This window comes from Thalassospira sp. (assembly GCF_040218635.1).
GTDB lineage: Bacteria > Pseudomonadota > Alphaproteobacteria > Rhodospirillales > Thalassospiraceae > Thalassospira.
On sequence record NZ_JAVJRB010000013.1, the window covers coordinates 197092 to 222484 of the forward strand.

Genomic DNA, 25393 nt, shown 5'->3' on the forward strand with positions numbered 1-25393 from the left:
TTTCCCAATCAATTCTTAGGTTATCATTTAATGATTGAGAAGCCGAAAGCGAACACAATTAAGGAAATCGTTCGATGCTGTTCTTTGAGAGAATGAAAACACAACGCGGAGAATGGCCTAAGACTTTTGAAAAAGATCATTTTCCAAACGAAGCTCGAACGCAGTGCTGGCAACTTCTAGAAGGAAGCCAAATCAATCCGTATAACACTGTAATCCGGCTTCGACATGCCTTGGGAGTTTACTATCTGAATCAAAACGGCTTTGACGATATGGCGCACAACTACGATATAGAACTGCAAACTTTTTTGCATTCCGGTCTTGATGGAGGTCATACTCTCCGTGACGTCGAGCACGCCCTAACTGTAATCGAGTTGCTGGTTAAAGAATGCGATGAAAACCAAAGAAAACAAGACACAATTGAACGCATAAATTACAGACTGAAATTAGCTGGAGTTGGCTTCAAGTTTAGTGGAGATAACTTGATCCCAATTGATGACGAGATGCTAACGAACGATGCAGTTATTCCGACTATCAGTCTTTTAAACCAAGATTTCCTAGCCGAGCCATATGGGTACTTAAGGCAAGCGTTCATTGATTACAAAAGCGGAACGCAAGAGAGTCTCCAAACCGCAATTGACAATACAGTTAAGTCTATTGAAGCAACTCTTAAGATCATTTTTGATGACCTAAATATTGTTTACGGCCCCAAAGACACATATATGCCGCTGATCCAAAGGGCGATGGAAAATGACCTCTTCCCAACAATTTCGAGAGATAAAGCTGTCCCTATTGCAAATGAATTGAAAGCATTAGGAGAAATACGAAATAAAGAGGGGGGTCATGGCGCACCAGATAGAAATGTTTCAGATAAAGCTGTCCGCCTTGCGATACACCATGCGACTGCCAACCTTCTATATATCGTCGAAACATACCTCGAACGAAAAAACTAACTGCCTCTGACTAGGTTGAGAAATGACCATCATCCGACCACCTGCCGTTGCCGGATCGTTTTATCCTGCTGATGCCGATATTCTGCGCAGCGAGATTGACGGGCTGATTGATGCCGCTTTGCATTCCGATGTGACGCAGGATGACGCGATCCCCAAGGCGATCATTGTGCCGCATGCCGGATTGATGTTTTCAGGTGCGATTGCAGCCCTTGGTTTTGCGACGGTTCGGGCGTTGAAAGGCAAGATAAAGCGCATCCTGATCATTGGTCCGGCGCACCGCATGGCGTTTCAGGGCATTGCCTTGGCTAAGGCAGACGGCTTTGCCACACCGCTTGGCAATTTGCGCTGTGATCTTGGCGCGCTGCAAACTGCCCTTGCCCTGCCGCAGGTTCAGATCCTTGATGACGCGCATAAGCAGGAACACGGGCTTGAGATCGAATTGCCGTTCATCCAGCGCCTGTTTGGCGAGAATGCGGATATCGGCATTGTGCCGCTTTTGGTTGGTCGGTGCAGCCCGCGTCAGGTCAATGAAGTGATTGAGAAGCTTTGGGGCGGGCCGGAAACATTGATCGTGATTTCGTCCGATCTGTCGCATTTCCATGATTATGACACCGCCAAAAACATGGATGGCCGCACACGCGCCATGATCGAGGCCTTTGATGCGGAAAACATCGGAAGCGATGATGCCTGTGGCGCGCTTCCGGTTGCCGGGATGTTGTTATCGGCACGCAAACGCAACATGCGGATTGCAACCCTTGGCATGCGCAATTCCGGCGATGTTACCGGGGATAAATCCCGTGTGGTCGGATATGGCGCGTGGGCGCTTTATGACGGGGTTGCGCAAGTGACATCAACAAACGATCAGGAAAATGACTTTACCGGTGCGACCGAAAAGCTGATCAGCAACCATGGTGCGGCGATGCTTGATCTGTGCCGCAAATCGATCCTGCATGGGCTTGAACACGGAATGCCGCTTCGCGTTTCGCCAAATGACATTGACCCGGCGCTTAATGCCCCCGGTGCAAGCTTTGTCACCTTGAAAAAAGCCGGGCAATTGCGCGGCTGCATCGGATCGATTATTGCCCATACGGGGCTTGCAAATGATCTGTGCGAGAATGCGTTTAAGGCCGCCTTTCGCGATCCGCGTTTTCCGGGATTAAGCATGGACGAGATCAAGGATGATCTGGAATTATCGATCTCGGTCCTGTCGCCGCCGCATCCTTTTCCGTTTACCAGTCAGGCCGATTTAATCGGTAAACTTACCCCGTTTGAAGACGGGATTATTTTGTCAGACGGCAATCGGCGGGGATTGTTCCTGCCGCAAGTCTGGGATCAATTGCCCGAACCCGCCGACTTTTTGGCCCATCTCAAACGCAAGGCCGGGCTTCCGATGGATCATTGGTCCGATACCCTGCGGGCTGAGCGGTTTATTACGCGCGGCCTGTCGGCCAAGGACGTTCGACCGACCGGTTTCTGGCAGATTGCAACTTCCCGATGAGCGACGATAGATATAGCGATTTCATTGCAAAGGTCGCAAAGTGGGAAGGGGTCTGGGCGCTGTATCATAATGGCTGGTTGCTCCATACCACGAATGATGGACAAAAATTCTGCCCATTGTTTGCCAGCCGCGAAGATGCCCAAAGCTGGGGTGCGAGCATTCAGACCAACCATGTCGCCACCGCGATTACACTGGTCGAGATGATGGAAGATTTGATCCCGGAGTGGCGTGATCAGGATATTTTACCGGGCATTACCCCGACACCTGCCCTTGGCCCGGTCGTGGTTGATCCTGATCGGTTTAGCGCAGATTTGCTAAGCGCCCTTAAGGCCGTTATGACCGCCCGGTTCAGGAAAAAATCCTGAAATCCTGGTTTTGCGTCATCACAGGCTGGACCTTGGTGCGAAAATTCCCTATCCCAACAGGACAGTGAGACAAGTGACTTCACGCCAACAAACGAGATCGCAATGCCCCTTGCCCTGCCCGCCAATGCCGATGCGCTTGAAAACGGATTGATCGAAATTGCCCGCAAGGCGGGTGCAGCGATGATGGAAATCTATAAAATCGATTTCGACGTGCGTTCGAAGGATGATGCATCGCCCGTAACCGAAGCCGATGACGCGGCAGAGGCCGTTATCCTGCCGGGCCTGCGCGCACTGACCCCGGATGTTAAAATCGTCTCGGAAGAAAGTGCTGCGAAGGGCGATGTGCCGGACGTTAGTGCGGATACGGATTTTTTCTGGCTGGTCGATCCGCTGGACGGTACGAAGGAATTCATCAAACGCAATGGCGAGTTCACCGTCAATATCGCCCTGATCGCCAAAGGACAGCCGGTTCTGGGCGTGGTCTATGCCCCGGCGATTGAAAAGCTTTATTACGGCGGGCCCGATGGTGCGAAATTGATTGATGGCGATGCCGCCCCGGTCACAACCAACATCACCGTGCGCGACATGCCAGAAGACGGCGTTGTTGTGGTTGGATCACGATCGCATGGCGACCCTGAAGCCATGAAGGCGTTTCTCGGCGATCTTCCGGTCAAGGAACTGCGCCCTGCGGGAAGTTCGTTAAAGCTTTGTCTGGTGGCAGCGGGGGAAGCAGACCTTTATCCGCGCCTTGGCCCGACCATGGAATGGGACATCGGGGCTGGTCATGCGGTTTTACTTGCTGCCGGTGGTTTGGTTGAAAATATGGATGGCAGTCGATTCCTTTATGGCAAAGCCGATTTTCGCAATCCATTCTTCATCGCACGCAGCCCATCCGTTCCGGTAAAATACCAAGCGTAATTTGCCGCGCAGCGAAGGCATTTATAAATTAATACGCCTGATCAGCGGCTTGTGTTGTGTGCAGCGCACATTATGTAGGCCGCTTTTGTTTCCGGTGAAGTTTTCATCGCAAAAACCCGCAGTTTTATTGACTTTTCGCGTATTTTAGATTACACACATCTTATCGCCACACACAGTGTAGGTGACGTAAATAGCCGCCGGAATCACGGCGACGCGGTCTTGTTTCACCACTGCAGGGCGAAACCGGGCTAGAGCGTAAATTGGAGCCGCCATTCTTTATGGCGGCTCTGAGCTGTTTGGGGCAAATCCCCCTTCTATGTCCCGATATTTTTAGCAATCCTCACCGTCAATTCCGCAATCGTCCTTGTCTTCGGCAAGTATCGTCGCTAGGTATTTGAGTAGCTTATCTTTTCAGAGATTGTTGCATGTGCCCTGCACTTACCATTCGCCCCTATTCCGAAGGCGCCATTAGTCAGGCCGCAGGAAAACTGCGCGCGGGCGAATTGGTCGCCTTTCCGACTGAGACCGTTTACGGATTGGGTGCGGATGCCACCAATGCCGATGCGGTTGCCGGTATTTATGCCGCCAAGAAGCGACCAAGCTTCAATCCCCTGATCAGCCATTTTCCCGACCGCGATGCGGCCGCACAGCATGCTGTGTTTGACGCGCGTGCCGATAAACTTGCCGATGCATTCTGGCCCGGTGCCCTGACCCTTGTTCTGCCAAAACGCAAAGAAAGCACCGTGTGTGAGTTGGTAACAGCGGGCCTGTCCAGCATTGCGGTGCGTGTTCCGGCCCATCCGATGGCGCGTGAGTTGCTGCGTGCGGTGAACCGCCCGATTGCCGCCCCCTCGGCCAACCGGTCCGGGCGCATCAGCCCGACGACGGCAGGCCATGTCGCCCATTCGCTGGGCAATGCCATTGGCATGATCCTTGATGGTGGGCCCTGTGGTGTTGGTTTGGAAAGCACGGTGATTGATCTGACGACGGATCGGGTAGTGATGTTGCGCCCGGGTGGCATCACGCGTGATCAGGTTGCCGACATACTTGGAACCGATGTTGTCATGGCCGAAACCGATGACACAGCACCCAAAAGCCCCGGCATGCTGACCAGCCATTATGCGCCGGGCCTGCCTGTGCGCCTTGATGCCACCACCGCCAACACGGCGAAATACGGCAATGAAATCTTACTCGCGTTTGGCGATTGCACTACCAAGGGGTTTGATGCGGTTTTGTGGCTGTCGAAAAAGGGCGATGATGTTGAGGCTGCTGCCAATCTGTTTGCCAAGCTTCACGAAGCCGATCAGAAACGTTTTGACGGCATTGCCATTGCGCCGATCCCTGATCAGGGACTTGGCCTTGCGATCAATGACCGGATGAAACGGGCAGCCGCCCCGCGCGCGCCGCACCCGTCGCCTTAAGCGGAACCAACGATATGCCCTTTCTGCCCGATGCCGTGATCAACGAATTGAAAGACCTGCTTGGCCCCAAGGGCTGGAGCATGGATCTTGATGTTCTGAGCACGCATAATCACGAGGCACGCGGCAAGTTCAAGGGTCATGCCGAACTTATCCTGTTCCCGAAAAACACCGACGAAGTTGCCAAGGCCGTTGCGATTTGTGCCGCACACAATATCAGCATCGTCCCACAAGGCGGCAATACCGGGCGCTGTGGCGGTGCTGTGGCGGAGCGCAAACAGGTTCTGGTGAACCTCAAACACATGAACCGCATCATCGAAATTGATCCACGCGATTTCACGGCAACCGTCGAAGCCGGTGCGATCCTTCAGACCATTCAGGACGCCGCATCCGAACATGAACTGTTATTCCCCCTGTCCTTAGGGGCCGAAGGAAGCTGCCAGATCGGCGGGAACCTTGCGACCAATGCCGGTGGTTTGAACGTTATTCGATATGGCAATGCGCGCGATCTTGTCTTAGGGCTTGAGGTCGTCTTGCCCGATGGCAGCATCTGGAACGGGCTCTCAAAGCTTCGCAAGGACAATACCGGCTATGATCTGCGGGATCTGTTTATCGGGTCCGAGGGAACGCTTGGCATTATCACCAAGGCAACCTTGAAGCTTTTTGTCCAGCCGATCCACATTGCCACCGCATGGATTGCCGTGCCATCGCCGGAATGCGCGATTGATCTTCTGGCCCTGTCGCGCCGCCACAGCGGGGATGCGGTATCGGCGTTTGAGTTGCTAAGCCACTTTGCCCACGATTTGCCCGTCACCTACTTACCCAACCTGACACGGCCCTTGGCGACCAAAACGGATTGGCATGTTTTGATCGAGCTGACCTCGTCGCGCCCGGATGACGATTTGCAAACGCTTCTGGTCGATTTGCTGGGCAAGGCGATTGAAATCGGTCTGGCAAGTGATGCGACAATTGCCCAATCAGATGCGCAGCGCAAAAACCTGTGGGCGATCCGCGAAGGCATCCCCGAAGCACAAGGGTTTGAAGGCGGATCAATCAAGCATGATGTATCGGTTCCGGTATCACGTGTGCCTGATCTTCTCGAACGCGGTATGGCTGCGGCACAGGCGCTTATTCCCGGTATCCGCCCCTGCCCGTTCGGGCATGTTGGCGATGGTAATATCCACTTTAATTTCAGCCAGCCGGTCGGCATGGAGAAATCCGATTATCTGGCACGTTGGGAAAGCTTGAACAGCGTCATTCACGACATCGTCGCCGATCTTGGCGGATCGATCAGTGCCGAACATGGCATTGGTCAACTTAAACGCGACGAGCTGGCGCGGTATGCCAGTGATGAAAAGATGAAACTGCTGCGTGCGATCAAGACCGCGATTGATCCGAACAACCGTCTTAATCCCGGCAAAGTCGTTTAGCTCAGGGTTCCCATCCCCCACCATCCGCAGATCAAAAAAGGGCGCCCCATCGGGACGCCCTTAAACAGATCGGCTTATCAGACAAGCTTATTCGCCCGGACCAGCCCATGGGTCCATTGCGTTCAGCTTGTCCTGACGGCGTTCTTCGCCTGACTTGCCCCAGTCGCCACCAAATGCTGCTTCTTCCCATGAACCGTAGCTCGGGTTTGGCAACATGAACCAACGTTCACCCCAGTAGGATCCGTATTTGTCCATGACTTCAAGGCGCTCATCAATGGTGCCATCGATATCGTCGGTGAAGTCGCCGAAGTTATCGCCAAACATCATGATGACACGGTAGTCATCAGCAACGGCCTGACGACGCGGCGCTTTGGCGGAACCCCATGCTTCGATCTCACCGCGCAGCATGACGTGTTTTTCATCAGCATACGGGAAGCCGTATTTTTTCAGGTTTTCAATCGTCGGGGCTTCTTCCGGTGCCTTACGATTTGAAATATAGAAAACTTCAACACCGTGTGCAGCAGCAGCCTTGGTGAATTCAAGCGCGCCCGGTGTCGGGGTCGAAACCATGTCATGGACGAATTTCGCCCAGGTTTTGGAGCTGTAATAGGAATTTTCGGTCACAACCCAAGACTGATATTTGGAGTTATCAAGAACCGTTTCATCCACATCCAAAATCACGGCTGGCGGCTTGGCCATATAGTTGCCGTCCTGCTCAAGGGCGGCGGTCCAGCTGTGATCGCCAATGGCCGCACCCAGCAAACGGGTCGCACCGGCATAGACCGACATCGCAGTTGTTTTATATTCAACCGATGTTTGCAGCCAAAGTGTGCCGTTCAAACCATCATTCTGTGCAGGTTCTTCTGCTTGTGCGCCAAATGCAACAAACGCACCGGTCGCGACAATGGCAGCAACGCCAAATGATTTAGCGATAAAAGTCATTTTCATTCTCCCTGTTGGTTTCCCGTCTGGTGGATGCTGACCATCCAGACAAGATTGAAACAGCATGCCACCGCACCGCAGCAATTAAAAAGCCTTTTTCCAGTATTCCATGGAAAAAGGCTTATGAAGGTATTTTGACAATAGCGCCAAACGCAGGCGTTTCAGGCCGTTGGCCGCTTTTCAAACGATGTGAACCCGTCTTCAAGACCGGGTTCTTCATGAATGCGGTCCACCCGCGCATGAGGCGGTCCTTCGTGGCAGGCGACGACCATGGATTGCACGACCTCGACCGGGCCGCAAAAAACGGCTTCAACAGTATGATCGGTGCGATTGCGCACCCAGCCGGTCAACCCCCGCTTGGTCGCCTGTTCAACCGTCCAGGCACGATACCAGACACCCTGTACCTTGCCTTCTATCCGCACATGCACGGAAATATTGCCAGACCCGGTTGCGGGATCGGGACGCGTATCGGTCATGACAGGCCTCCTCCTTTGCCGGTTTGCTTATATGCCGGTTACTTCGCACCGGGAATTTTGGCATGCAGATGCGCGGTGTCCTGAAACTTTTGTTTCTGTTCATCCGATGCCGCTGCCTGATGGGTATCTTTCCATGCGTCATAGGTCATGCCGTAGACGACTTCGCGCGCCCCGTCATAATCCATTGCAACATCCTTTTCGCGCGCCGCTGCCAGATACCATTTCGACAGGCAATTGCGACAGAACCCGGCAAGGTTCATCAGATCAATGTTCTGAACGTCCTTACGGTCCTGAAGATGCGCGACAAGCCCGCGAAAAGCCGCAGCTTCAAGTTCAAGCTTGGTTTGCGGATCAAGATCGGCGGCCGGACCGTTGGCCAAGACAGCCTGTGTCGACATTTCAGAACCGGCGCAATCAGACATGCTCCATACTCCCGCTGGTCTTTTCGCTTTCAAGTTTTTCTATGATCCCGGGCACATCGGCAATGGTTTCCGCCGTCACGACATTCTGGTTTTCGATTTCGGTCTGGTCGACCATTTCATGGACCCAGGTGATTTCATAAGGAATGTGGATCGCAGCACCACCGCACGCAAGGACCGGCAAGATATCGGATTTCATCGAATTGCCGATCATGATCGCGTCTTCCGGCTCTACGCCATATCGCCCGAAGATATTGCGATAGGTCAGCGGATCTTTTTCCGAAACGATCTCGATCCCGTCAAACAGGTCTTCGAACCCGGACCGGTCGATTTTAAGCTGCTGGGCAATCAGATCGCCCTTGGTGATCAGAACCACCTTATAGCGCGGGTTTTTCGCATATTGGCGCAACACTTTTTCGGCCCCGTCCATAATACGGGTCGGCGCGCGCAACATGGATTTGCCGATCTCGGCAAGCTTGTGAATGTCTTCGGCACTGATCTTGCGATCTGAAAGTTCAATCGCTGTTTCGATCATTGAAAGCGTAAAGCCGGTCACGCCATAGCCATAGATCGAAAGATTGGCCAGTTCGGCCTGATACAGACGGTCATCGACCTGTTCTGCGGGAACATAATGACCGAGCATTTCGCGCAGCTGGATGTGGGCTTCGCGGAAAAGTGGCTCGTTGTGCCACAGGGTATCATCGCCATCAAAAGCAATCAGTTTATACATATTCACGCCTCGTTTCTTGTTATTGGATGGCCTTTGCATGCGGGTATCGCACCCTTGATTAACGACCATATGGCACGCCAAATCCTGCGTAAAGACCCGTTATGTGTATTTAATATGCGTTTGGATCGTTCGAAAGGGGTTGAAACGACAACAGTTTGAACAGGTTAAAACAAAAGACGCTGACGATTTGATCGCCAGCGTCTTTATCAAGCATCGCCACAGAGGGATCGGGCGGCCTATTCCTCTTTTTCAAACTCGATGATGATGGCATCAACCGACAGGTTTGCGCCCTGTTCGGCATGGATTTTTTTGACCACACCTTTGCTTTCGCATTTCAGGACGTTTTCCATTTTCATCGCTTCAAGAATGCAAAGCTCCTGCCCCGGCTGAACGGTTTGGCCTTCTTCGACCGAAACTTTGACCAGCAAGCCCGGCATCGGCGACAGCAGGAAGTTCGACATATCTGGCGGGGCTTTGAACGGCATCAGTTTTTGCAGTTCAGCAACGCGGGGCAGCAGAACCTTGAAGCCGCGCTGAACACCGTTCGATGAAAGGCGGAAGCCGATGCCGTCAATATCGATCTGCACACAGACCGGCGCGCCATCAATTTCACCGACAAACATCGCATCGCCGATCTTCCAGTCTGATACGACGCCGTAACTGCGATCCCCGATCGCGACAATGTAATCGCCGTTAACACCGTCAAATTCGATATCAAACGGGGTGTGCTCATCGCCGCTGACCGCAACCCAGCTTTCGGCGACTTCCAGCGGATGGTCGCTGACCTGTCCGGTGATGCCGGAATTACGTTCGACATAGCGTTGGTTAAGATAGGCCGCGACCACGATCAGGGTTGCCGGATCATCATTTGGCAAATCATCCGCCGAGAACCCGTTGGGGTATTCTTCGGCAATGAAATTGGTGGTGATGTTGCCGTCCTGGAACCGTTTATTGGCCATAACAGCGGCCAGGAACGGGATATTGTGCGAAATACCACGAATGTAATAGGCATCAAGCGCGCTTCGCATTTCGGCAATCGCCTGATCACGAGTTTCGCCATAGGTGATCAGTTTGGCGACCATCGGGTCGTAATACATCGAAATCTCGCCGCCTTCGAAAACGCCGGTATCGACACGCACCGTCGCACTTTCGGCTGGTGGCTGATAGCGCACCAGACGCCCGGTGGATGGCAGGAATTCGCGGAACGGGTCTTCGGCATAGACGCGGTTTTCCATCGCCCAGCCGGTCAAGGTGACGTCATCCTGTTTAAGGGTCAGTTCCTGACCATCGGCGATCTTGATCATCCATTCGACAAGGTCTTGGCCGGTGACAAGCTCGGTCACCGGATGTTCGACCTGAAGACGGGTGTTCATTTCAAGGAAGTAGAAATTTTTGTCCTTATCAACGATGAATTCCACCGTCCCGGCCGAACAGTAATCAACAGCACGCGCCAGTGCCACGGCCTGTTCGCCCATGGCTTTGCGGGTGGCGGGATCGATAAAGGGTGAAGGGGCTTCTTCGACGACCTTCTGGTGGCGACGCTGTATTGAACACTCGCGTTCACCCAAATAAATCGCGTTGCCGTGCTTATCGGCCAGCACCTGAATTTCAATGTGGCGCGGTTCTTCGACGAACTTTTCGACAAAGACGCGGTCATCACCAAACGAGCTTGCGGCCTCAGACGTGGCGCGTTCGAACCCTTCGCGGCATTCGGCGTCATTGCGCGCAATACGCATACCCTTGCCGCCACCGCCAGCCGATGCTTTGAGCATCACCGGATAGCCGACTTCATTGGCGATTTTAACCGCCTCATCGGTATCCTTGATCACGCCCATATAGCCCGGAACGGTTGAAACACCGGCATCAGAAGCGATCTTTTTGGATGTGATTTTATCGCCCATGGCGGCAATTGCGCCGTTTGGCGGGCCGATGAAGGCAATTTTTTCGGCATCCAGCGCCTTGGCAAAGGCCTGATTTTCCGACAGGAACCCATAGCCCGGATGGACTGCCTGCGCCCCGGTGGATTTGCAGGCGGCAATGATCTTATCAATGATCAGATAGGACTGGTTGGTCGGGGCCGGGCCGATATGCACGGCTTCATCGGCCATTTGCACATGCAGGGCCGATTTATCGGCATCGGAATAAACCGCAACGGTTTTGATGCCCATTTTGCGGGCTGATTTGATCACACGGCAGGCAATTTCACCGCGGTTGGCAATCAGGATTTTCGTAAACATTCTTCTATCTCCCAAATTGTCTTCGCGACTTATAACGGAATGTTGCCGTGTTTCTTTTCCGGGTTCTTGATGTCTTTGTTGCGCAGCATGCCAAGTGCTTTGCACACGCGACGGCGCGTACCGTGCGGCATGATGACATCATCAATGAAACCCTTGCGACCCGCGACGAACGGGTTGGCGAATTTTTCGCGGTATTCTTCGGTGCGGGCTTCGATCTTGGCCGGATCATTCATATCCGCGCGGAAGATGATTTCAACCGCCCCCTTTGGCCCCATCACGGCAATTTCCGCCGTTGGCCAGGCATAATTGACATCGCCGCGCAGATGCTTGGACGCCATAACGTCATAGGCGCCACCGTAAGCTTTGCGCGTGATCACGGTGACCTTGGGAACAGTTGCCTCGGCATAGGCATAAAGCAGTTTCGCACCATGTTTGATGATGCCGCCATATTCCTGTGCGGTGCCCGGCATGAAGCCCGGAACATCAACAAAGGTCACAATCGGAATGTTATAGGCATCGCAGAAGCGCACAAAGCGTGCGGCCTTTTTCGAACTGTCGATATCAAGGCAGCCGGCCAGAACCATGGGTTGGTTGGCAACAATACCGACCGTGCGGCCATCCATGCGCGCCATGCCAATGATAATGTTTTTGGCGTAATCGGACTGAACTTCAAAGAAATCGCCTTCATCGACGACCTTGGTGATCAATTCCTTCATGTCATAGGGCATGTTGGGGTTTTCGGGCACCAGGGTATCAAGCGAGATGTCATCACGCGTGATCGGGTCTTCGCACAGATGCGCGGGTGGGTCTTCCTTGTTGCACAGTGGTAGGAAGTCCATGAAACGCCGGGTTTGCAGCAAAAGATCCACATCATTGTCAAAGGCAAGGTCCGCCACACCCGACACACTGGTATGGGTTGATGCCCCGCCAAGTTGTTCATGGGTGACTTCTTCATGGGTGACGGTTTTGACAACATCCGGGCCGGTGACAAACATATAGGAGCTGTCACGTACCATGAAGATAAAGTCGGTCATGGCCGGGCTATAGACCGCACCACCGGCACAGGGTCCCATGATCAGGGAAATTTGCGGAATGACGCCGGATGCCTCGACATTGCGTTGAAACACATCGGCATAGCCGGCAAGGCTTTCGACGCCTTCCTGGATACGGGCACCGCCTGAATCATTGATGCCGATCACAGGGGCGCCGACCTTCATCGCCTGATCCATGATTTTGCCGATTTTACGGGCATGCGCGCCCGAAAGTGCGCCACCAAAGACCGTGAAATCCTGTGAGAAAACAAAGACCAGACGACCATTGATCGTGCCGTGGCCGGTGACCACACCATCGCCGGGAATGCGGTTTTCGGTCATGCCGAAATCGACACAATCATGTTCGACAAACATATCCCATTCTTCGAACGAACCAACATCGAGCAACACGTCAAGCCGCTCTCGCGCGGTAAGCTTGCCTTTGGCATGTTGATTATCAATGCGGCGCTGACCACCGCCCATGGCGGCTTCGGCGCGTTTCGCTTCGAGTTTGGCGACGATATCTTGCATATTGCGTTTTCCTTGCTGTAACCGGCCGGTCCGCGCATTTCGCCCAATGCACGGGTCATGGGATTCAAATAGCATTATTCGGTACTGGAATGCCAATTATTTTTAGCACTCGCGAGCCACCCCACTTTAAGCCGCAAAGGCCTGATTTCCCTAGCGTCATTGCGTTAAATGCGGATGCTCTGAACTAAAGTCTAGAGTACAGCACGGATCGTTCTGGATTTCAGCACACTGTTATTACACTTATTTGGCGACGTCACCGCCCAGAACGCAACGACCGCAAAGCTTCGGGTCAACCGCACTGCAATCGCCGCCAACTTCACTGTCATAATAACAAAACCGGTTACGCCCGCATTTCTTGGCCTGATATAGCGCCTTGTCGGCATCTCGGTAGATCACTTCAGCATCACTTTCGCGGCTGCGACAGGTCGAAATGCCGACACTGATCCCGATGCGAATTTCATGCCCATCAATGTTATGAAGCTGCGATACTTCCTCGATAATGCGCTTGGCCGGTGTCGCGGCATCGCGCACATCATCAATCAGCGGCAAAATGACAGCAAATTCATCCCCGCCAAGACGCGCAACGACGTCGGCGTCACGCGAATGGGCCTTGATGATCTTGGCCACCTGCATCAACAACTTATCCCCTACTGGATGGCCATAGGTGTCATTCACCGACTTGAAATAGTCCAGATCAAGCAGCATCAGAACAACATGCTTGCCCAGTCGCCGGTTCAAATGGACAAGTTGTGACAACATTCCGTTAAACTGGTGACGATTTGCCAAGCCCGTCAGATGATCGGTTTGGGCAAGATGGCGAATTTTCTCTTCGGTTTTCTTGGACAGAGTAATGTCAGTATGGGTTCCTGACATACGAAGGGGTTTGCCATTGGCATCCCATTCTACGACCTTGCCACGATCAAGAACCCAAACCCATTCACCGTTGCGATGGCGCATGCGGCATTCGCACTCGTAATACCCGTCTTTCCTGTCAAAGACGCGCTGCAGCAATCTGTTGGAGTGTTCAAGATCGTCCGGATGGCAATATTTCATCCAGGTCTGGATCCCTTCATCGCCCAGCTCTTCGAGACGATAGCCAATAATCTCCGCCCAGCGTTCATTGAAACGTACATCCCCGGTCTGGACATGCCATTCCCATGTGCCGACATTGGTCCCCCAAATGATCTCATTCAGGCGCTGGCGTTCGCTATCAAGCTCTTGGTTGACCGCTTCAAGTTGGCGTTCATAAAGCTTGCGTTCTGTCACATCAAAGATCGTGGAATGGATGTATTTTTGATCATGCAGCAAAACCAATCCTGCATGCTCAATCACATCACGCACATCCCCCGAAGCCAATTGATGGCGGAAAGAAAATGTACCGACCCCGGTTTCGGTCACAGTCGCCATACAACGACGTACGGTTTCGACCTTCTCAAGGTTGATGTCGTCCATTGTGCGCCCAATCAGGCCTTCACGTTCAAACCCGTAAAAGGCGAGTGCGGCAAGATTGGCATCTTCAATTTGGCCGTTTGACGGGTCCACCAGCAAGTTGACCGCTGTCGTATTCTGAAACATCTGACGGTAGCGTTGCTCGCGCTCGTTCAGGGCGATTTCGACTTCCTTGATCTGCGTGATGTCGGCAAAAGAAACAATCACACCGTCAAAGTCGCCAGTTTCTTCTTTGAACAGCGGCTCCGCATTGATCCTGATCCAGGCAAAACCGGCTTGAGGGCGACGGACTCCCATCACCACACCATATTGGCGTTTGGTTGTTTTCAGCACGATTGCCGCCGGATGTTCATCGCCAGGGAAGGGCTCCCCATTTTCGCGAACACAACTCCAGCGCGGGTCAATCGGCGTCACACCACTTAATTCGTCGCGATTCAGACCCAGTATCCGCAAGGATGCATTGTTAAAGTCGACAATCTCGCCATTCACGTTGTGGACAACGACACCTTCGGCCAAAGACCCAAGTAATCGTTGATAACGATGGCTGCTTGTTAGCAGGGCCGACTGCATACTTTGCCTAGACGAAATATCCCGTAGACACCCACTGACGATTTTTCCGCCGCCAGCCCGTTCGCGGACAATAGCCTGATCGAACATCTCAACCCAGTGACCATGTTTGTGACGCAGACGGAAAGTACGTTTGATTTCGCCCTCGGTCCAAACAGCCGGATCTGCTTGTGCCTCTATTTTTGCGTGGTCGTCAGAATGAATATAAATGCGCCACCAACTGTCACACATGAGATCGAATTCATCAGGCCGATAACCCAAGACACGCTGCACACTTTGACTGACGAAGCTACGCGCCGGGTTTTCGCAATCATATTCGTACAGAATATTTTCCGGAAAGTGTCCCGTAATCCCCTTTTCCAGGAAATTCAGCACACCGAAACATCCCACTTCAACAGGGTCACGTTCGTTCTCGGTAATGTTTTTTGATTCCGTCGATTTCAGCATTCTGCGCCTCACTCAATTGCGCGAGACACACTGAAAGACGACCCAAGGTCCTAGGCACAGACGCGCAATTGCAAACTTATTAGCACTTTTAAAAGTACGATACATTGGTATAGGAAGGATCCTTTACAGCTATACCAATGAGCAGAAAAGTCCTTTTTGCGGCACTTTCTTTGGAATAGATCAAAAAGAGGCTTCAACCTTCGCGCAGTAAACAAATTGCCCCCAACAGCATTTTTGTTTTACGACCAAAGGATTATGGCAACGCACCCGATTGGGTTTGTTGTTCTGCCCTGATCGGCCTCCGCTCGCCGCATTCTGCCAAAGAAAAAGGAGCGGTCACCCGCTCCTTTTGAATTCGACAAATTTCAGTTCGATGATTTTTGGATTACTTCGTCAAAAGACCAAGATAGCGCCCGGTCGCAAGCAATTCTGCCTTGTGGCGGTCGCGGCGGATGACGGCTTCGGCGTCGTCGCCCCATTGTTCGATGGCGTATTCGTCATCAAGCATGGCGCATTCAAATGCCTTCTGCGCATCAATATGGCCTTTGACCGTTGCCAGACCAATGATCACGGAGCCAGATACTGTTGTCAGACCGTGCAACGCCGTCAGGTAATAGTCATCCAGGCCTTCGACATGATCCTGCAGGCGCAGCAAGGCGTGATCATCCTGATCGATCGGCATGACGCCTTCGGTTACGGCCAAGGCAACGCCGAGATCACTTTGCGCCCAATCGAGAAGCGGCTGCCATGCCTTTGCCTGACGTTCAATCAGGTCTTCGGGGAATGTCGCCCGATAACATAACAGGTCAGACCGCCCATACCCGACAATCTCGCCAATCACCATGGGACGGTGATGTGCCACACGGTCGATGGCGGTTGCAGCACGCTGCATGATCGGCATGGTATGGGGCAGGATTTTTTCACCCTGTGCTTCCCATTCGGCCGCAATTTCTTGTGCCAGAACTTCGGAAGGCAAGAGAAACTCGGCCTTTGCCGGTGATTTCACCGCACGCCCATCAAGATGCACGCGCCAGCCCGAACCGCTGTCATCTGCGACAGCTTCGGCTTTTTTGTAGAATCGATTGATCGTTTTTGTAAGCATGATCGCCATATGCCTAAAAGCGGCGCTCTGTGCAAGGGGTTTAACAGGCTCAGATCGCCAAATGAGCGATTATCAAGAAATTCTGTATAATTTTTGGTCAATTTACCCCATTGACCAAAAAACAAACAACACTACTGTGCGATATGGAAATTACAAATCCGCGAAAAGCGGGCGAATTCGTGACATGGCATGCACATTGCTATGTTCTCAGGGAATTTATTCGGGTTCAGGGTCGGCATAATCGACCCGAAACAGGAGGCTTCTAATAAAATGACAACGTTTACGAACCGTCTTTTGGGTGCGGCTGTTGGTGCGGCATTCGCACTTGGCGCACATTCTGCCATGGCAGAAATGGCGATCAAATTTTCACTCGACTGGAAATATGAAGGCCCGGCTGCACCGTATCTTCTGGCCAAGAAGAACGGATATTTTGAAGAAGAAGGTCTGGATGTGACCATTGATTCGGGCAATGGCTCGGTCGGTGCGATCACCCGCGTTGCCAGTGGTGCTTATGACGTATCGCTTGCCGATATCAACTCGCTGGTCGAGTTTAATGCATCGAACCCGGACCGGGCGATGAAATCGATCTTTATGGTCTATGACCGCCCGCCTTTCGCGCTGTTCATGCTGAAAAAATCAGGCATCACCAAACCTGAAGACCTGATTGGCAAGACCCTTGGCGCACCGGTCTTTGATGCATCGCGTAAACTGTATCCGGCTTTTGCATCGGCAACCGGCCTTGAGCTGGATGCCGTGACTTGGGAAAGCATGGACCCGCCGCTTCGTGAACCGATGTTGGTGCGTGGCGATGTGGATGCGATTTCCGGTCACTATTTCACCTCGGTCCTGAACTTGCAGGCACAGGGTATCACCAAAGATGACCTGACCGTCTTCCAATACAAAGATTTCGGCATGGACTTCTATGGCAACGGCCTTCTGGCATCGCCAGAAATGATGGAAGACCATCCTGAAGAACTGCGGGCCTTCCTGCGCGGTGTTGTCAAAGGCTGGCGCGCAGCCATTGCCGATCCGGCATCGGCCATCGCGGCCCTGAAAGAAGTCGATCCGCTGATCGATTCTGATCTGGAATTGCAGCGTCTGCAGATGGCGATTGATGAAAACGTCGTCACCCCCGATAGCATCGCAAACGGCATGGGCCTTGTGAAGACCGACCGTATGGCAAAGGCCATCGATCAGGTTGCACTGGCATTCGGCTTTGAAAACAAGCCAACCGTTGGCGATGTCTTCACCGATATATTTATGCCGGGCGAAGAAGACCGTAAGATCAAGTAATCACCTATGATATCCGGGGCGGCTGTGCTGCCCCGGATCACTTTGATCCAAACATATAATAAAAACGACCGAGACAAGCAGGGGGAATAACTGCAGTGTCGAAGAGCTTTGTCGAACTCAATGACGTAACACTTCGCTATAGCGAAGGCGATGAACTGGCACTTGATACCACCAACATGAAGATCGACAAGGGTGAGTTTATCGCTGTTGTTGGCCCATCAGGTTGCGGCAAGTCTTCCTTGCTTAAGCTGGTATCCGGCCTGATGCCCGCCTCTGAGGGTTCCGTCATTGTGGATAATCAGGAAGTCACCGGGCCGCTCAAGATTGTTGGCATGGCGTTTCAGAACCCGACCCTTTTGCCATGGCGCACAACCCTTGATAACGTGCTGTTGCCCATGGAAATCGTCAAACCGCATCGCAATCGTCTGCGCAAACATCGCGCAGAATATGAAGAACGTGCGCGCAAACTTCTGGCAAGTGTTGGCCTTGAAGGCCACGAAGGCAAATTCCCGTGGGAACTATCCGGCGGCATGCAACAACGTGCATCCCTTTGCCGGTCGCTGATCCATGAACCAGATCTTCTGATGCTGGACGAGCCATTTGGCGCGCTTGATGCCTTCACCCGTGAAGAGCTTTGGGACATTTTGCAGAATCTTTGGATGGTGCGTCCCTTTACCGTCATTCTGGTGACCCACGATCTGCGCGAAGCTTCCTATCTGGCGGACACCATTTATGTGATGTCCAAACGTCCGGGTAAAATTCTGGTTGAACGTAAAAACACCCTGCCCCGTCCAAGGGATCAGGAAGTGACCTTTACCCCGCCTTTCATTGATCTTGTCCACGAACTGCGCAGTCACATCCGTGACGTGCGAGAATCTTGAAGGGGGACGGGCAGATATTATGACCAAGAAACTCAACCTTTCCAAAGCAGCCCCGTGGCTTAGCGCCATCGGCCTGTTCGTCCTGTGGGAATTGATTGTCCGCATTTTCAACATCCCGCCCTATGTCCTGCCAACCCCGTCCGAAAGCATCATTGTCGGCTGGCAGTTTCATGAAGCGATCTGGATGCATGCGGTTCATACGCTTTATACAACGCTGGCGGGCTTTGCCATTGCGGTGGTGTTTGGCGTGGTCCTTGGCGCACTTGTCGGATCAAGCCGGGCGATCTATGACGCAGCCAATCCGCTTTTGGTCGGGTTTAACTCCGTCCCGAAAGTCGCCCTTGTCCCGGTTCTGGTCATGTGGTTTGGCATTGGAACCGTGCCGGCGATTATCACCGCGTTCCTGATTTCGTTCTTCCCGATTGTGGTCAATGTGGCGACCGGGCTTGCAACGCTTGAGCCGGAATTGCGTGATGTGTTGCGTTCCCTTGGTGCCACCCGCCGTGACATCCTGATCAAGGTCGGGTTCCCGCGCGCGATGCCGTATTTCTTTGCATCGCTTAAAGTCGCGATCACGCTGGCCTTTGTCGGATCGGTCATTTCCGAAACCGTGGCATCGAATGTCGGCGTTGGGTATCTGATGCTGTCGGCATCGTCGAAATTCAACATGCCGCTGGTGTTTGCCGGTCTTCTGGTGATCGCGGTGATGGGGATTGCGATGTATGAAATCTTTAACGTCATTGAACGCCGTTCGACCAAATGGGCCAACCGCGGCAATCAAAGCGTTTAAGAAATTCAGACCCGTTCAAAGATTAAAAGCAAGAAGGCCGGGTATCATGCCCGGCCTTCTTTGTTGCGCACAAGATCCGTGATCCGCGCTATGCCTTGTTCAAATGGTATTTAAAGAATGCCATGGTGCGATCCCAGGCAAGCATGGCATCCTCGCTGTCATAGCGGCCACCGGTCGGGTTGGCGAACGCATGATCGGCGTCATACCAGTAGAATTTATAAAGCGACTTGCCCCCGATCCGTAAGGACCGCTCAAAACCATCCACCATTTCCTTGTTGATGCTTTTATCAAGGCTACCGAAATGCCCCATCAATGGCGCGTTCAAGGTCGCGACCTGTTCGGGTGTTTTATTGACATTGCCGTAATAGATCACAGCCGCATCAATATCGGTGGCAAGGGCGGTATTAAGCGACCAGCCACCGCCAAAGCACCAGCCAACCGATCCGACCTTACCTGTTGAATCCTTATGGTTTCTCAGGAACTCGACCGATGACTGCAATTTGCGCGTTGCGGCGACCGGGTCCATCCCCGACATCAAGGCCTTCGCACCATCGGGCGTGGTTGCAGGTGGTTGACCATACAGATCAACCGCAAGGGCGATATATCCCTGCTTGGCATATTCCGCAGCAACCGCGCGGATATGATCATTAAGCCCCCACCATTCATGGATCAGAATGACGGTCGGCGCAGGCAATGTTGCCGGCATGGCGATTTCGGCGACCATGCTGTCACCTTCCGGCGTTGTGATGGTGACCTTATCAAGCATTGATCCCGCCGCATGGGCCAGCATCGGGTCGGCAAGAATAACGGCGAGTGGCAGGGCAACAGCACCTTTGAGAAACAGTCGGCGATCTTCGTCGGTTGCCTTGGGCGGCGGACCGAGATGTTCGTGGGAACCACATCCATCAAGCGTACACATGTTCAAGCCTCCTCTGATTCTTGTTTGTTGGATTTCCATCATTTGCGACAGCATGCCTGATTGGCAAATGACAATCGTGTCATCTGCGTTCAATCAGCCACTTGGTTGCCGTCTGGTTCTTTACGACATTGTTGCGCAATAAGATCAGGACATCGGACAGCTTTCAAGAAACTGCCGCTTGCGAATGCGTCCCTCACCTGATTTAACGGGGCAATATTACGCTATTGCTGCAAGGAAATATCATGCGCGACATCGAAACCGTTCTGTTTGACCTTGGGGGTGTTCTTGTCGATTGGGACCCGCGTCATCTGTATCGCAAAATCTTTGACGATCCGGCCGAGATGGAAAAATTTCTGAATGAAGTTTGTCATCCGCATTGGAATTTCTTGCATGATAAGGGTGCGCTGAGCTTTGCCAATTCGATCCCGGATTTGCAGCATCGCTATCCGCACTATCATGATGAAATTGCCGCATGGCAGGACCGCTGGCCGGAGATGATGAAAAGTGCGATTGAACGCACCGTCGGCATTCTTGAAGATTTGAAAACACGCAAGAAAGTCCGCCTGTTCGCCCTGACCAACTGGTCCGCGGAAACCTGGCCGCATGCGTTGGAGCGGTTTGAATTCTTGAACCATTTCGAAGGCATTCTGGTGTCTGGTCAGGAAAAACTCGCCAAACCTGATCCACGGATTTTTGATCTGGTCTGTGAACGGTTCAAACTGAACCCGCGCGAAACGCTGTTTATCGATGACAGTGAAAAGAACATCCAGCAAGCCCGCGAAATGGGTTTTCACACCCATTGGTTCCGCGACCCGGTCAAATTGCAGCGTGAACTGATCGAAGAACGCTTGTTCTAAAACCAACACATATCCGACATCGCAAAGGGCACCTCAACGGGTGCCCTTTTTCGTACGTTTGGACCTGTTGGTCTTTACCGACTTCTATTTGCGTGATGTGCGCAGGTAATTGGCAAAACATTCGCCAAAGACAAATTCCCAACCCGAAAGATACCCATCGCGCAAGGTCGGCGCGATTTCGCCGAGATTTTCCCATGCCTTATGTTCAAGCCGGATAACACATCGGCCAAAGTCATTGAGATCAAAGCTCACATCAATCAGGGTAAAGTCGCCTGCCCCCCATCCCGGATGCCAGGTAAAGGACAGATGTTCGCCGGGCTGCCATTTTTTAACGGTGCCCCAAACCACATCCTTTTGCCCTTTGGCCCGTTCAATGATCTTGCCATCAACGCCTGAGTTGAACTCAATCGCGATGCAGTCCTTTTTAGACAGGGAATGACTATCGGTTGGCCACCAGTCACCAAATCCCTTGGTAAAGGCGTCAAACGCATCTTCTGGATCAATTGCCACGGTCAATTCAAAGCGGATCGGGGCAAGTTCGGGATTTTTAAGCGGCGTCACGGTTATTTTCCCAGATCTTGTCGAGAACAAAGGCAAGTTCGTCAAAATGACTAATCACGGCATGCGCACCGGATGCATGCAGCGTATCAACGTCATGATAGCCCCAGTCAACCCCGATGGCGATCATTCCTGCCGCACGGCCCATTTCGATATCATAGCTGGTATCGCCCACAATCACCGCATTGGGTGCATCAACCCCGGTTTCTTCAAGGGCCGCCATCAACATCGCCGGATTGGGTTTTGACGGATGATTGTCGCAAGTCTGGAGCGTTACGAAACGGCCTTCCAACTCGTTGCGCGCCAAAACAGCATCAAGCCCACGGCGGGCCTTACCCGTCGCCACACCGCTCAGCCATTGACGACGATCCAGTTCGGCAAGAACTTCGCGCACACCGGGGAAAAGCGGTTCGTGGAAATCAGGCGTCTGGCGCAAGGCAAAGAACGCATTCTTATAAGCAGCCGTCACCGCATCAATCAGATCGTTTTCAATACGCTTGGGGGCTGCTAGCTTTGAAATGGCTTCCGGCAGGCTCAGACCAATGATTGTGCGGGTATTTTCCAATCCCGGGCAATCCAGCCCATGCTCTGAAAACGCATGATCCATGCAATGTGCAATCGCATGCTGGCTATCAACAAGGGTGCCGTCACAATCAAATATTACAAGTCTAAGCGGGTCATTGGCCATGTGGGGTCTTTCATCCTGATTTTCAGAAAGGCGGAGACTAATAGATCGGACGCCAAAGATCGAGTCTCTCACTGCTGCAATGCGGAAGCATTTTTCACTGCCGCCGAAGCAATGGAAATCAATGGTTAATTTTGATCGACTTTTGATCATCCGTAAGGAGGCGTATGATTTTGGTCTGGCTCATAACAGCGGAGGCAGAAGATGCTCACGCTACGTGACTGTATCGATTTCAGCGATCTTAAGGAGGAAGAAATTCTCGCTATTGCTGAGTGTGAGCAAGTCCCAATTGTAACCGCCTTGGAGGAAGGCGAAAGCATGATCCACACACCGCAAGGCCGCAAACGGATTGCGGTCATGATAAAAGGCCAAGCTGAAATGTGTGAACGTACGGGAAACACGGTTCATGCCCAACATTTGAACCGGGTGCGAGATGCCTTCATCGAACGTTTCAGAAAACACTAATTACCGCTATCACCTACAAATGTCATTCAACGCCTTTTGGTTTTGACCTCTGACAGGGACGAAAAAGCCGACGCACTGCGTCGGCTTTTCGCGGTTTTAGGCCATAATCAGATCGGCGTCATCTTTTGCGCAGACGCGACGGTTTTGCCTTTGGTTTCGGCTTTTCTTCCTTTTCCCGGTGAATTTCCGGGGTCAGGAATTTGGTCGGCGTTTTCGGATCAAAGTTAAGCGCCTTGAGGCTTTCGGCAAAATGCGCAGGCACCGGTGCTTCGATCACCACACGATGTCCGGTGACCGGATGCGGGAAATCAATCGCGCGCGCATGCAGATGCATCTGATTGGACATGCCATCAACAAAGGCCTTTGGCCCACCATATTTACCATCGCCCAAGATCGGACATTCCATGGCTTCGCAGTGAACGCGCAGCTGATGGGTACGGCCGGTCAATGGTGACAATGCCAACCAAGCCGCCCGACGCCCTGCACGGTGCAATTGGCGGTAAACGGTCTGGGCTGATTTACCCTGCTTTTCATCGATGACCATTTTCTCCCCGCCTTTGCCAGACAGTTTTGCCAATGGCGCATCAATCAGGCCTTCGCGGTCAACCGGCGCACCGGTGACGATGGCCCAATAAAGTTTGCGGGTTGATTTGTCTTTAAACGCCTTGGTCAGCGCATTGGCTGCGGATGACGAACGGGCCAAAAGCAAGACACCACTGGTGTCTTTATCCAGACGGTGAACAAGCTTAGGACGTTCCTTGCTATCAAGTTTCAGCGCATCAAGCATCCCATCAATATGCAAGGATGTGTTGGTCCCGCCCTGCACGGCCAAGCCCGCAGGTTTATTGATCGCCATGACAACTTCGTCATAGAAAAGGACAGAATCGCGCAAGGCCTGAAGTTCTGCTTCGCTGGCATCGGACTTTGCCGGACCGGCATGTTTGCGCTGCTGGACTTCGGACGGATCGTAAGACCCGTCTTTTGACCATGGTTCTTCCCCGCCACCCGACATGACAGGAACCGGCGGGACACGAATTTCCTGTCCCGGTTCAACACGCTGGTTGGCCTTGGCACGTTTGCCATCGACACGGATCTGACCGCCGCGCAGGAACTTTTGAACCTGCCCGAAGGTAAATTCAGGACAGTTGCGCTTAAACCAACGATCAAGCCGAATATCAGCTTCGTCAGCCTTGACCTTGCGCAGAGTGACACCACTCATTGCAGAATACCCCTTACCAGCGCGATTGCGCCAAACAATGCCGAAATACCAACCACGACGGAAACAATCACATAAAGGGCGGCTGCGCCCATATTGCCCCGTTCATATAGGGTCGCTACATCCAGCGAGAAAGTCGAAAAAGTTGTAAACGCCCCAAGAAAACCGGTCACAAGGAGTGCGCGCATCTCAGGCCCCATCGAAAGCTTAAAGGCCGAGACTTCGATCAACACCCCCATCAGGAACGAACCGACGATATTGACCGTCAAGGTTCCCCAGGGAAATCCACTGCCGAGCATAGAGCCCATCATAACAGACACACTGTGACGTGCGACCGCACCAATGGCGCCGCCCAAGGCAATGGAAGCGATTAACAACGGTGAAAATTGCATGGCGCGGAACCTATTCTTTCAAGGATCAAAAGTCACGTGTGAAAACGGTATAGGGCCAAGGCAATAACAGGGCCTTAATTCAACCAAAGCCTGATCGTGAATTCGATCTGCTATCAGACCGCAATATACACGTATTTTCAATTGCCTAAGTTTGATCTAGCCCGCCTGCCCCATTCTGACCGTTACATCAGCAATCCACGCACGTGTACGCTTTTCATTTTGGCCAAGGTCCTCACTGCCATACACCGATTGGGCAAACATGCAGAAGGTCACTTCATTGCCGGTTTCTGGTAAAATGAGTTCGACTTCAACCCAGTCGGGAAAATGAAAAACAGGGCTGCGTGCCAGAAAATACAGTTTTCCCGGCTTTGCGCCATTTGCACCGCGCATCAAGGTCATGCCGTGCGCCGGTGCGGTTTCAATCAAAAGATCCGCCAAGGTCGAGGCAGCCGCATCAAAGACCGGACTTTGCATTTTCCGGTCCGTCTTGGGGGCCAACCGATCCGGGCATGCGATAAAGAAGTTATTGCTTTGGGGTATATCAGCCCCCGGATCAAATGTGTAATTGGGTGGATCACCTGCAGGCAGCATATGATCAATCAGGCCGGAAAAGCGCACGACCACAAAGAGCCCGGCCAGCACGAGAAGTCCCCAAATAGCAACCATCGCAAACCGTTTCAATTGCACCACCCACCTGTTCAAAACGCTTCTTGGTCAAAACCACCGAACGCCGATAGGACATCACAATAGTACGGATTTCACTGGAATCAAAATGCCCGACTGAGGAAACAGTCGGGCATTCTTTTTATGCTAAATCCGGCACCCAA

General features: G+C 52.7%; 25 protein-coding genes. 11 read left to right on the plus strand and 14 right to left on the minus strand.

What is annotated here, in order from left to right; all coding sequences use genetic code 11:
* The first annotated feature begins 74 nt into the window (after positions 1-74).
* The 6 genes from RIC05_RS20130 to RIC05_RS20155 all read left to right on the plus strand — a co-directional run bounded on the left by RIC05_RS20130 (position 75) and on the right by RIC05_RS20155 (position 6579).
* Positions 75-950 carry an abortive infection family protein gene (locus RIC05_RS20130; RefSeq protein ID WP_350041595.1) on the plus strand — a complete coding sequence of 292 codons (876 nt, stop codon included), beginning with the start codon at positions 75-77 and terminating at the stop codon, positions 948-950.
* A gap of 22 nt (positions 951-972) precedes the next feature.
* The gene (gene amrB / locus RIC05_RS20135; RefSeq protein WP_350047183.1) at positions 973-2448 is read left to right on the plus strand and encodes an AmmeMemoRadiSam system protein B; all 1476 of its coding nucleotides are present in this window, start codon (positions 973-975) and stop codon (positions 2446-2448) included.
* Entirely contained in the window at positions 2445-2813 is a 369-nt protein-coding gene (locus tag RIC05_RS20140; protein ID WP_350047184.1) for a DUF2750 domain-containing protein, read from the plus strand. The genes amrB and RIC05_RS20140 overlap by 4 nt, the downstream gene beginning before the upstream one ends.
* 102 nt (positions 2814-2915) lie before the next feature.
* A complete protein-coding gene (gene cysQ, locus RIC05_RS20145) occupies positions 2916-3731 on the plus strand; it encodes a 3'(2'),5'-bisphosphate nucleotidase CysQ (RefSeq protein WP_350047185.1) in 816 nt (271 codons plus the stop codon).
* Between the two features lie 425 nt (positions 3732-4156).
* The gene (locus tag RIC05_RS20150; protein ID WP_350047186.1) at positions 4157-5152 is read left to right on the plus strand and encodes an L-threonylcarbamoyladenylate synthase; all 996 of its coding nucleotides are present in this window, start codon (positions 4157-4159) and stop codon (positions 5150-5152) included.
* Between the two features lie 14 nt (positions 5153-5166).
* A complete protein-coding gene (locus RIC05_RS20155) occupies positions 5167-6579 on the plus strand; it encodes an FAD-binding oxidoreductase (protein WP_350047187.1) in 1413 nt (470 codons plus the stop codon).
* Positions 6580-6666: 87 nt separating this feature from the next.
* Here the strand turns inward: RIC05_RS20155 and RIC05_RS20160 are convergent, their stop codons facing one another.
* The 8 genes from RIC05_RS20160 to RIC05_RS20195 form a co-directional block, all read right to left on the minus strand.
* The gene (locus RIC05_RS20160) at positions 6667-7521 is read right to left on the minus strand and encodes an HAD family acid phosphatase (protein WP_350047188.1); all 855 of its coding nucleotides are present in this window, start codon (positions 7519-7521) and stop codon (positions 6667-6669) included.
* 161 nt (positions 7522-7682) lie between these two features.
* Positions 7683-7997 (minus strand): acylphosphatase, encoded by a 315-nt coding sequence (locus tag RIC05_RS20165; RefSeq protein ID WP_350047189.1) that lies wholly within the window; start codon positions 7995-7997, stop codon positions 7683-7685.
* A gap of 38 nt (positions 7998-8035) precedes the next feature.
* Positions 8036-8419: a DUF1244 domain-containing protein gene (locus RIC05_RS20170; protein WP_502989562.1), complete on the minus strand. Its 384-nt coding sequence runs from the start codon at positions 8417-8419 to the stop codon at positions 8036-8038.
* Positions 8412-9146: an HAD family hydrolase gene (locus RIC05_RS20175; RefSeq protein ID WP_350047190.1), complete on the minus strand. Its 735-nt coding sequence runs from the start codon at positions 9144-9146 to the stop codon at positions 8412-8414. Before RIC05_RS20175 ends, RIC05_RS20170 begins: the two co-directional genes overlap by 8 nt.
* A gap of 236 nt (positions 9147-9382) precedes the next feature.
* Complete coding sequence (gene accC, locus RIC05_RS20180; RefSeq protein WP_350047191.1) at positions 9383-11383, minus strand: acetyl-CoA carboxylase biotin carboxylase subunit; 2001 nt, start codon at positions 11381-11383, stop codon at positions 9383-9385.
* A gap of 29 nt (positions 11384-11412) precedes the next feature.
* A complete protein-coding gene (locus RIC05_RS20185; protein ID WP_350047192.1) occupies positions 11413-12945 on the minus strand; it encodes an acyl-CoA carboxylase subunit beta in 1533 nt (510 codons plus the stop codon).
* Between the two features lie 240 nt (positions 12946-13185).
* Positions 13186-15408 carry a diguanylate cyclase domain-containing protein gene (locus RIC05_RS20190; RefSeq protein ID WP_350047193.1) on the minus strand — a complete coding sequence of 741 codons (2223 nt, stop codon included), beginning with the start codon at positions 15406-15408 and terminating at the stop codon, positions 13186-13188.
* 385 nt (positions 15409-15793) lie between these two features.
* Positions 15794-16510 (minus strand): ATP12 family chaperone protein, encoded by a 717-nt coding sequence (locus RIC05_RS20195; RefSeq protein ID WP_350047194.1) that lies wholly within the window; start codon positions 16508-16510, stop codon positions 15794-15796.
* Positions 16511-16780: 270 nt separating this feature from the next.
* On the opposite strand from RIC05_RS20195, the gene RIC05_RS20200 reads away from it, so the two are divergent.
* From RIC05_RS20200 to RIC05_RS20210, 3 genes are all read left to right on the plus strand, one after another.
* Entirely contained in the window at positions 16781-17803 is a 1023-nt protein-coding gene (locus tag RIC05_RS20200) for an ABC transporter substrate-binding protein (RefSeq protein ID WP_350047195.1), read from the plus strand.
* A gap of 95 nt (positions 17804-17898) precedes the next feature.
* A complete protein-coding gene (locus RIC05_RS20205) occupies positions 17899-18684 on the plus strand; it encodes an ABC transporter ATP-binding protein (protein ID WP_350047196.1) in 786 nt (261 codons plus the stop codon).
* A gap of 19 nt (positions 18685-18703) precedes the next feature.
* Positions 18704-19474 carry an ABC transporter permease gene (locus RIC05_RS20210; RefSeq protein WP_350041613.1) on the plus strand — a complete coding sequence of 257 codons (771 nt, stop codon included), beginning with the start codon at positions 18704-18706 and terminating at the stop codon, positions 19472-19474.
* Between the two features lie 88 nt (positions 19475-19562).
* Here the strand turns inward: RIC05_RS20210 and RIC05_RS20215 are convergent, their stop codons facing one another.
* Positions 19563-20393 (minus strand): dienelactone hydrolase family protein, encoded by an 831-nt coding sequence (locus RIC05_RS20215; protein ID WP_350047197.1) that lies wholly within the window; start codon positions 20391-20393, stop codon positions 19563-19565.
* A 242-nt stretch (positions 20394-20635) separates the two neighbouring features.
* Here RIC05_RS20215 and RIC05_RS20220 point away from each other — a divergent pair, with 242 nt between their 5' ends.
* On the plus strand, positions 20636-21250 hold the full coding sequence (locus RIC05_RS20220) for an HAD family hydrolase (protein WP_350041615.1): 615 nt from the start codon (positions 20636-20638) through the stop codon (positions 21248-21250).
* Positions 21251-21334: 84 nt separating this feature from the next.
* Here RIC05_RS20220 and RIC05_RS20225 read toward each other — a convergent pair whose 3' ends face one another.
* Entirely contained in the window at positions 21335-21811 is a 477-nt protein-coding gene (locus RIC05_RS20225; protein ID WP_350047198.1) for an SRPBCC domain-containing protein, read from the minus strand.
* Positions 21798-22496 (minus strand): HAD-IA family hydrolase, encoded by a 699-nt coding sequence (locus tag RIC05_RS20230; protein ID WP_350041617.1) that lies wholly within the window; start codon positions 22494-22496, stop codon positions 21798-21800. The genes RIC05_RS20225 and RIC05_RS20230 overlap by 14 nt, the downstream gene beginning before the upstream one ends.
* A gap of 201 nt (positions 22497-22697) precedes the next feature.
* Between RIC05_RS20230 and RIC05_RS20235 the strand changes: the two genes are divergently transcribed.
* Positions 22698-22958: a hypothetical protein gene (locus RIC05_RS20235; protein ID WP_350047199.1), complete on the plus strand. Its 261-nt coding sequence runs from the start codon at positions 22698-22700 to the stop codon at positions 22956-22958.
* Positions 22959-23076: 118 nt separating this feature from the next.
* Here RIC05_RS20235 and RIC05_RS20240 read toward each other — a convergent pair whose 3' ends face one another.
* The 3 genes from RIC05_RS20240 to RIC05_RS20250 form a co-directional block, all read right to left on the minus strand.
* The gene (locus tag RIC05_RS20240) at positions 23077-24177 is read right to left on the minus strand and encodes an RluA family pseudouridine synthase (RefSeq protein ID WP_350047200.1); all 1101 of its coding nucleotides are present in this window, start codon (positions 24175-24177) and stop codon (positions 23077-23079) included.
* Complete coding sequence (crcB, locus tag RIC05_RS20245) at positions 24174-24566, minus strand: fluoride efflux transporter CrcB (RefSeq protein WP_350047201.1); 393 nt, start codon at positions 24564-24566, stop codon at positions 24174-24176. The genes RIC05_RS20240 and crcB overlap by 4 nt, the downstream gene beginning before the upstream one ends.
* A 156-nt stretch (positions 24567-24722) precedes the next feature.
* Positions 24723-25247 carry a DUF1499 domain-containing protein gene (locus RIC05_RS20250; RefSeq protein ID WP_350059770.1) on the minus strand — a complete coding sequence of 175 codons (525 nt, stop codon included), beginning with the start codon at positions 25245-25247 and terminating at the stop codon, positions 24723-24725.
* Positions 25248-25393 lie beyond the last annotated feature (146 nt).

Bases quoted from the DNA above. Each gene is read 5' to 3' on its own strand.
- RIC05_RS20160 (WP_350047188.1), bottom strand. From the start codon at position 7,521: ATGACTTTTATCGCTAAATCATTTGGCGTTGCTGCCATTGTCGCGACC.
- accC (WP_350047191.1), bottom strand. From the start codon at position 11,383: ATGTTTACGAAAATCCTGATTGCCAACCGCGGTGAAATTGCCTGCCGT.
- RIC05_RS20235 (WP_350047199.1), top strand. From the start codon at position 22,698: ATGCTCACGCTACGTGACTGTATCGATTTCAGCGATCTTAAGGAGGAA.
- RIC05_RS20195 (WP_350047194.1), bottom strand. From the start codon at position 16,510: ATGCTTACAAAAACGATCAATCGATTCTACAAAAAAGCCGAAGCTGTC.
- crcB (WP_350047201.1), bottom strand. From the start codon at position 24,566: ATGCAATTTTCACCGTTGTTAATCGCTTCCATTGCCTTGGGCGGCGCC.
- RIC05_RS20200 (WP_350047195.1), top strand. From the start codon at position 16,781: ATGACAACGTTTACGAACCGTCTTTTGGGTGCGGCTGTTGGTGCGGCA.
- RIC05_RS20220 (WP_350041615.1), top strand. From the start codon at position 20,636: ATGCGCGACATCGAAACCGTTCTGTTTGACCTTGGGGGTGTTCTTGTC.
- RIC05_RS20130 (WP_350041595.1), top strand. From the start codon at position 75: ATGCTGTTCTTTGAGAGAATGAAAACACAACGCGGAGAATGGCCTAAG.
- RIC05_RS20190 (WP_350047193.1), bottom strand. From the start codon at position 15,408: ATGCTGAAATCGACGGAATCAAAAAACATTACCGAGAACGAACGTGAC.
- amrB (WP_350047183.1), top strand. From the start codon at position 973: ATGACCATCATCCGACCACCTGCCGTTGCCGGATCGTTTTATCCTGCT.
- RIC05_RS20230 (WP_350041617.1), bottom strand. From the start codon at position 22,496: ATGGCCAATGACCCGCTTAGACTTGTAATATTTGATTGTGACGGCACC.
- RIC05_RS20210 (WP_350041613.1), top strand. From the start codon at position 18,704: ATGACCAAGAAACTCAACCTTTCCAAAGCAGCCCCGTGGCTTAGCGCC.
- RIC05_RS20185 (WP_350047192.1), bottom strand. From the start codon at position 12,945: ATGCAAGATATCGTCGCCAAACTCGAAGCGAAACGCGCCGAAGCCGCC.
- RIC05_RS20155 (WP_350047187.1), top strand. From the start codon at position 5,167: ATGCCCTTTCTGCCCGATGCCGTGATCAACGAATTGAAAGACCTGCTT.
- RIC05_RS20165 (WP_350047189.1), bottom strand. From the start codon at position 7,997: ATGACCGATACGCGTCCCGATCCCGCAACCGGGTCTGGCAATATTTCC.
- RIC05_RS20170 (WP_502989562.1), bottom strand. From the start codon at position 8,419: ATGTCTGATTGCGCCGGTTCTGAAATGTCGACACAGGCTGTCTTGGCC.
- RIC05_RS20150 (WP_350047186.1), top strand. From the start codon at position 4,157: ATGTGCCCTGCACTTACCATTCGCCCCTATTCCGAAGGCGCCATTAGT.
- RIC05_RS20175 (WP_350047190.1), bottom strand. From the start codon at position 9,146: ATGTATAAACTGATTGCTTTTGATGGCGATGATACCCTGTGGCACAAC.
- RIC05_RS20240 (WP_350047200.1), bottom strand. From the start codon at position 24,177: ATGAGTGGTGTCACTCTGCGCAAGGTCAAGGCTGACGAAGCTGATATT.
- cysQ (WP_350047185.1), top strand. From the start codon at position 2,916: ATGCCCCTTGCCCTGCCCGCCAATGCCGATGCGCTTGAAAACGGATTG.
- RIC05_RS20140 (WP_350047184.1), top strand. From the start codon at position 2,445: ATGAGCGACGATAGATATAGCGATTTCATTGCAAAGGTCGCAAAGTGG.
- RIC05_RS20215 (WP_350047197.1), bottom strand. From the start codon at position 20,393: ATGTGTACGCTTGATGGATGTGGTTCCCACGAACATCTCGGTCCGCCG.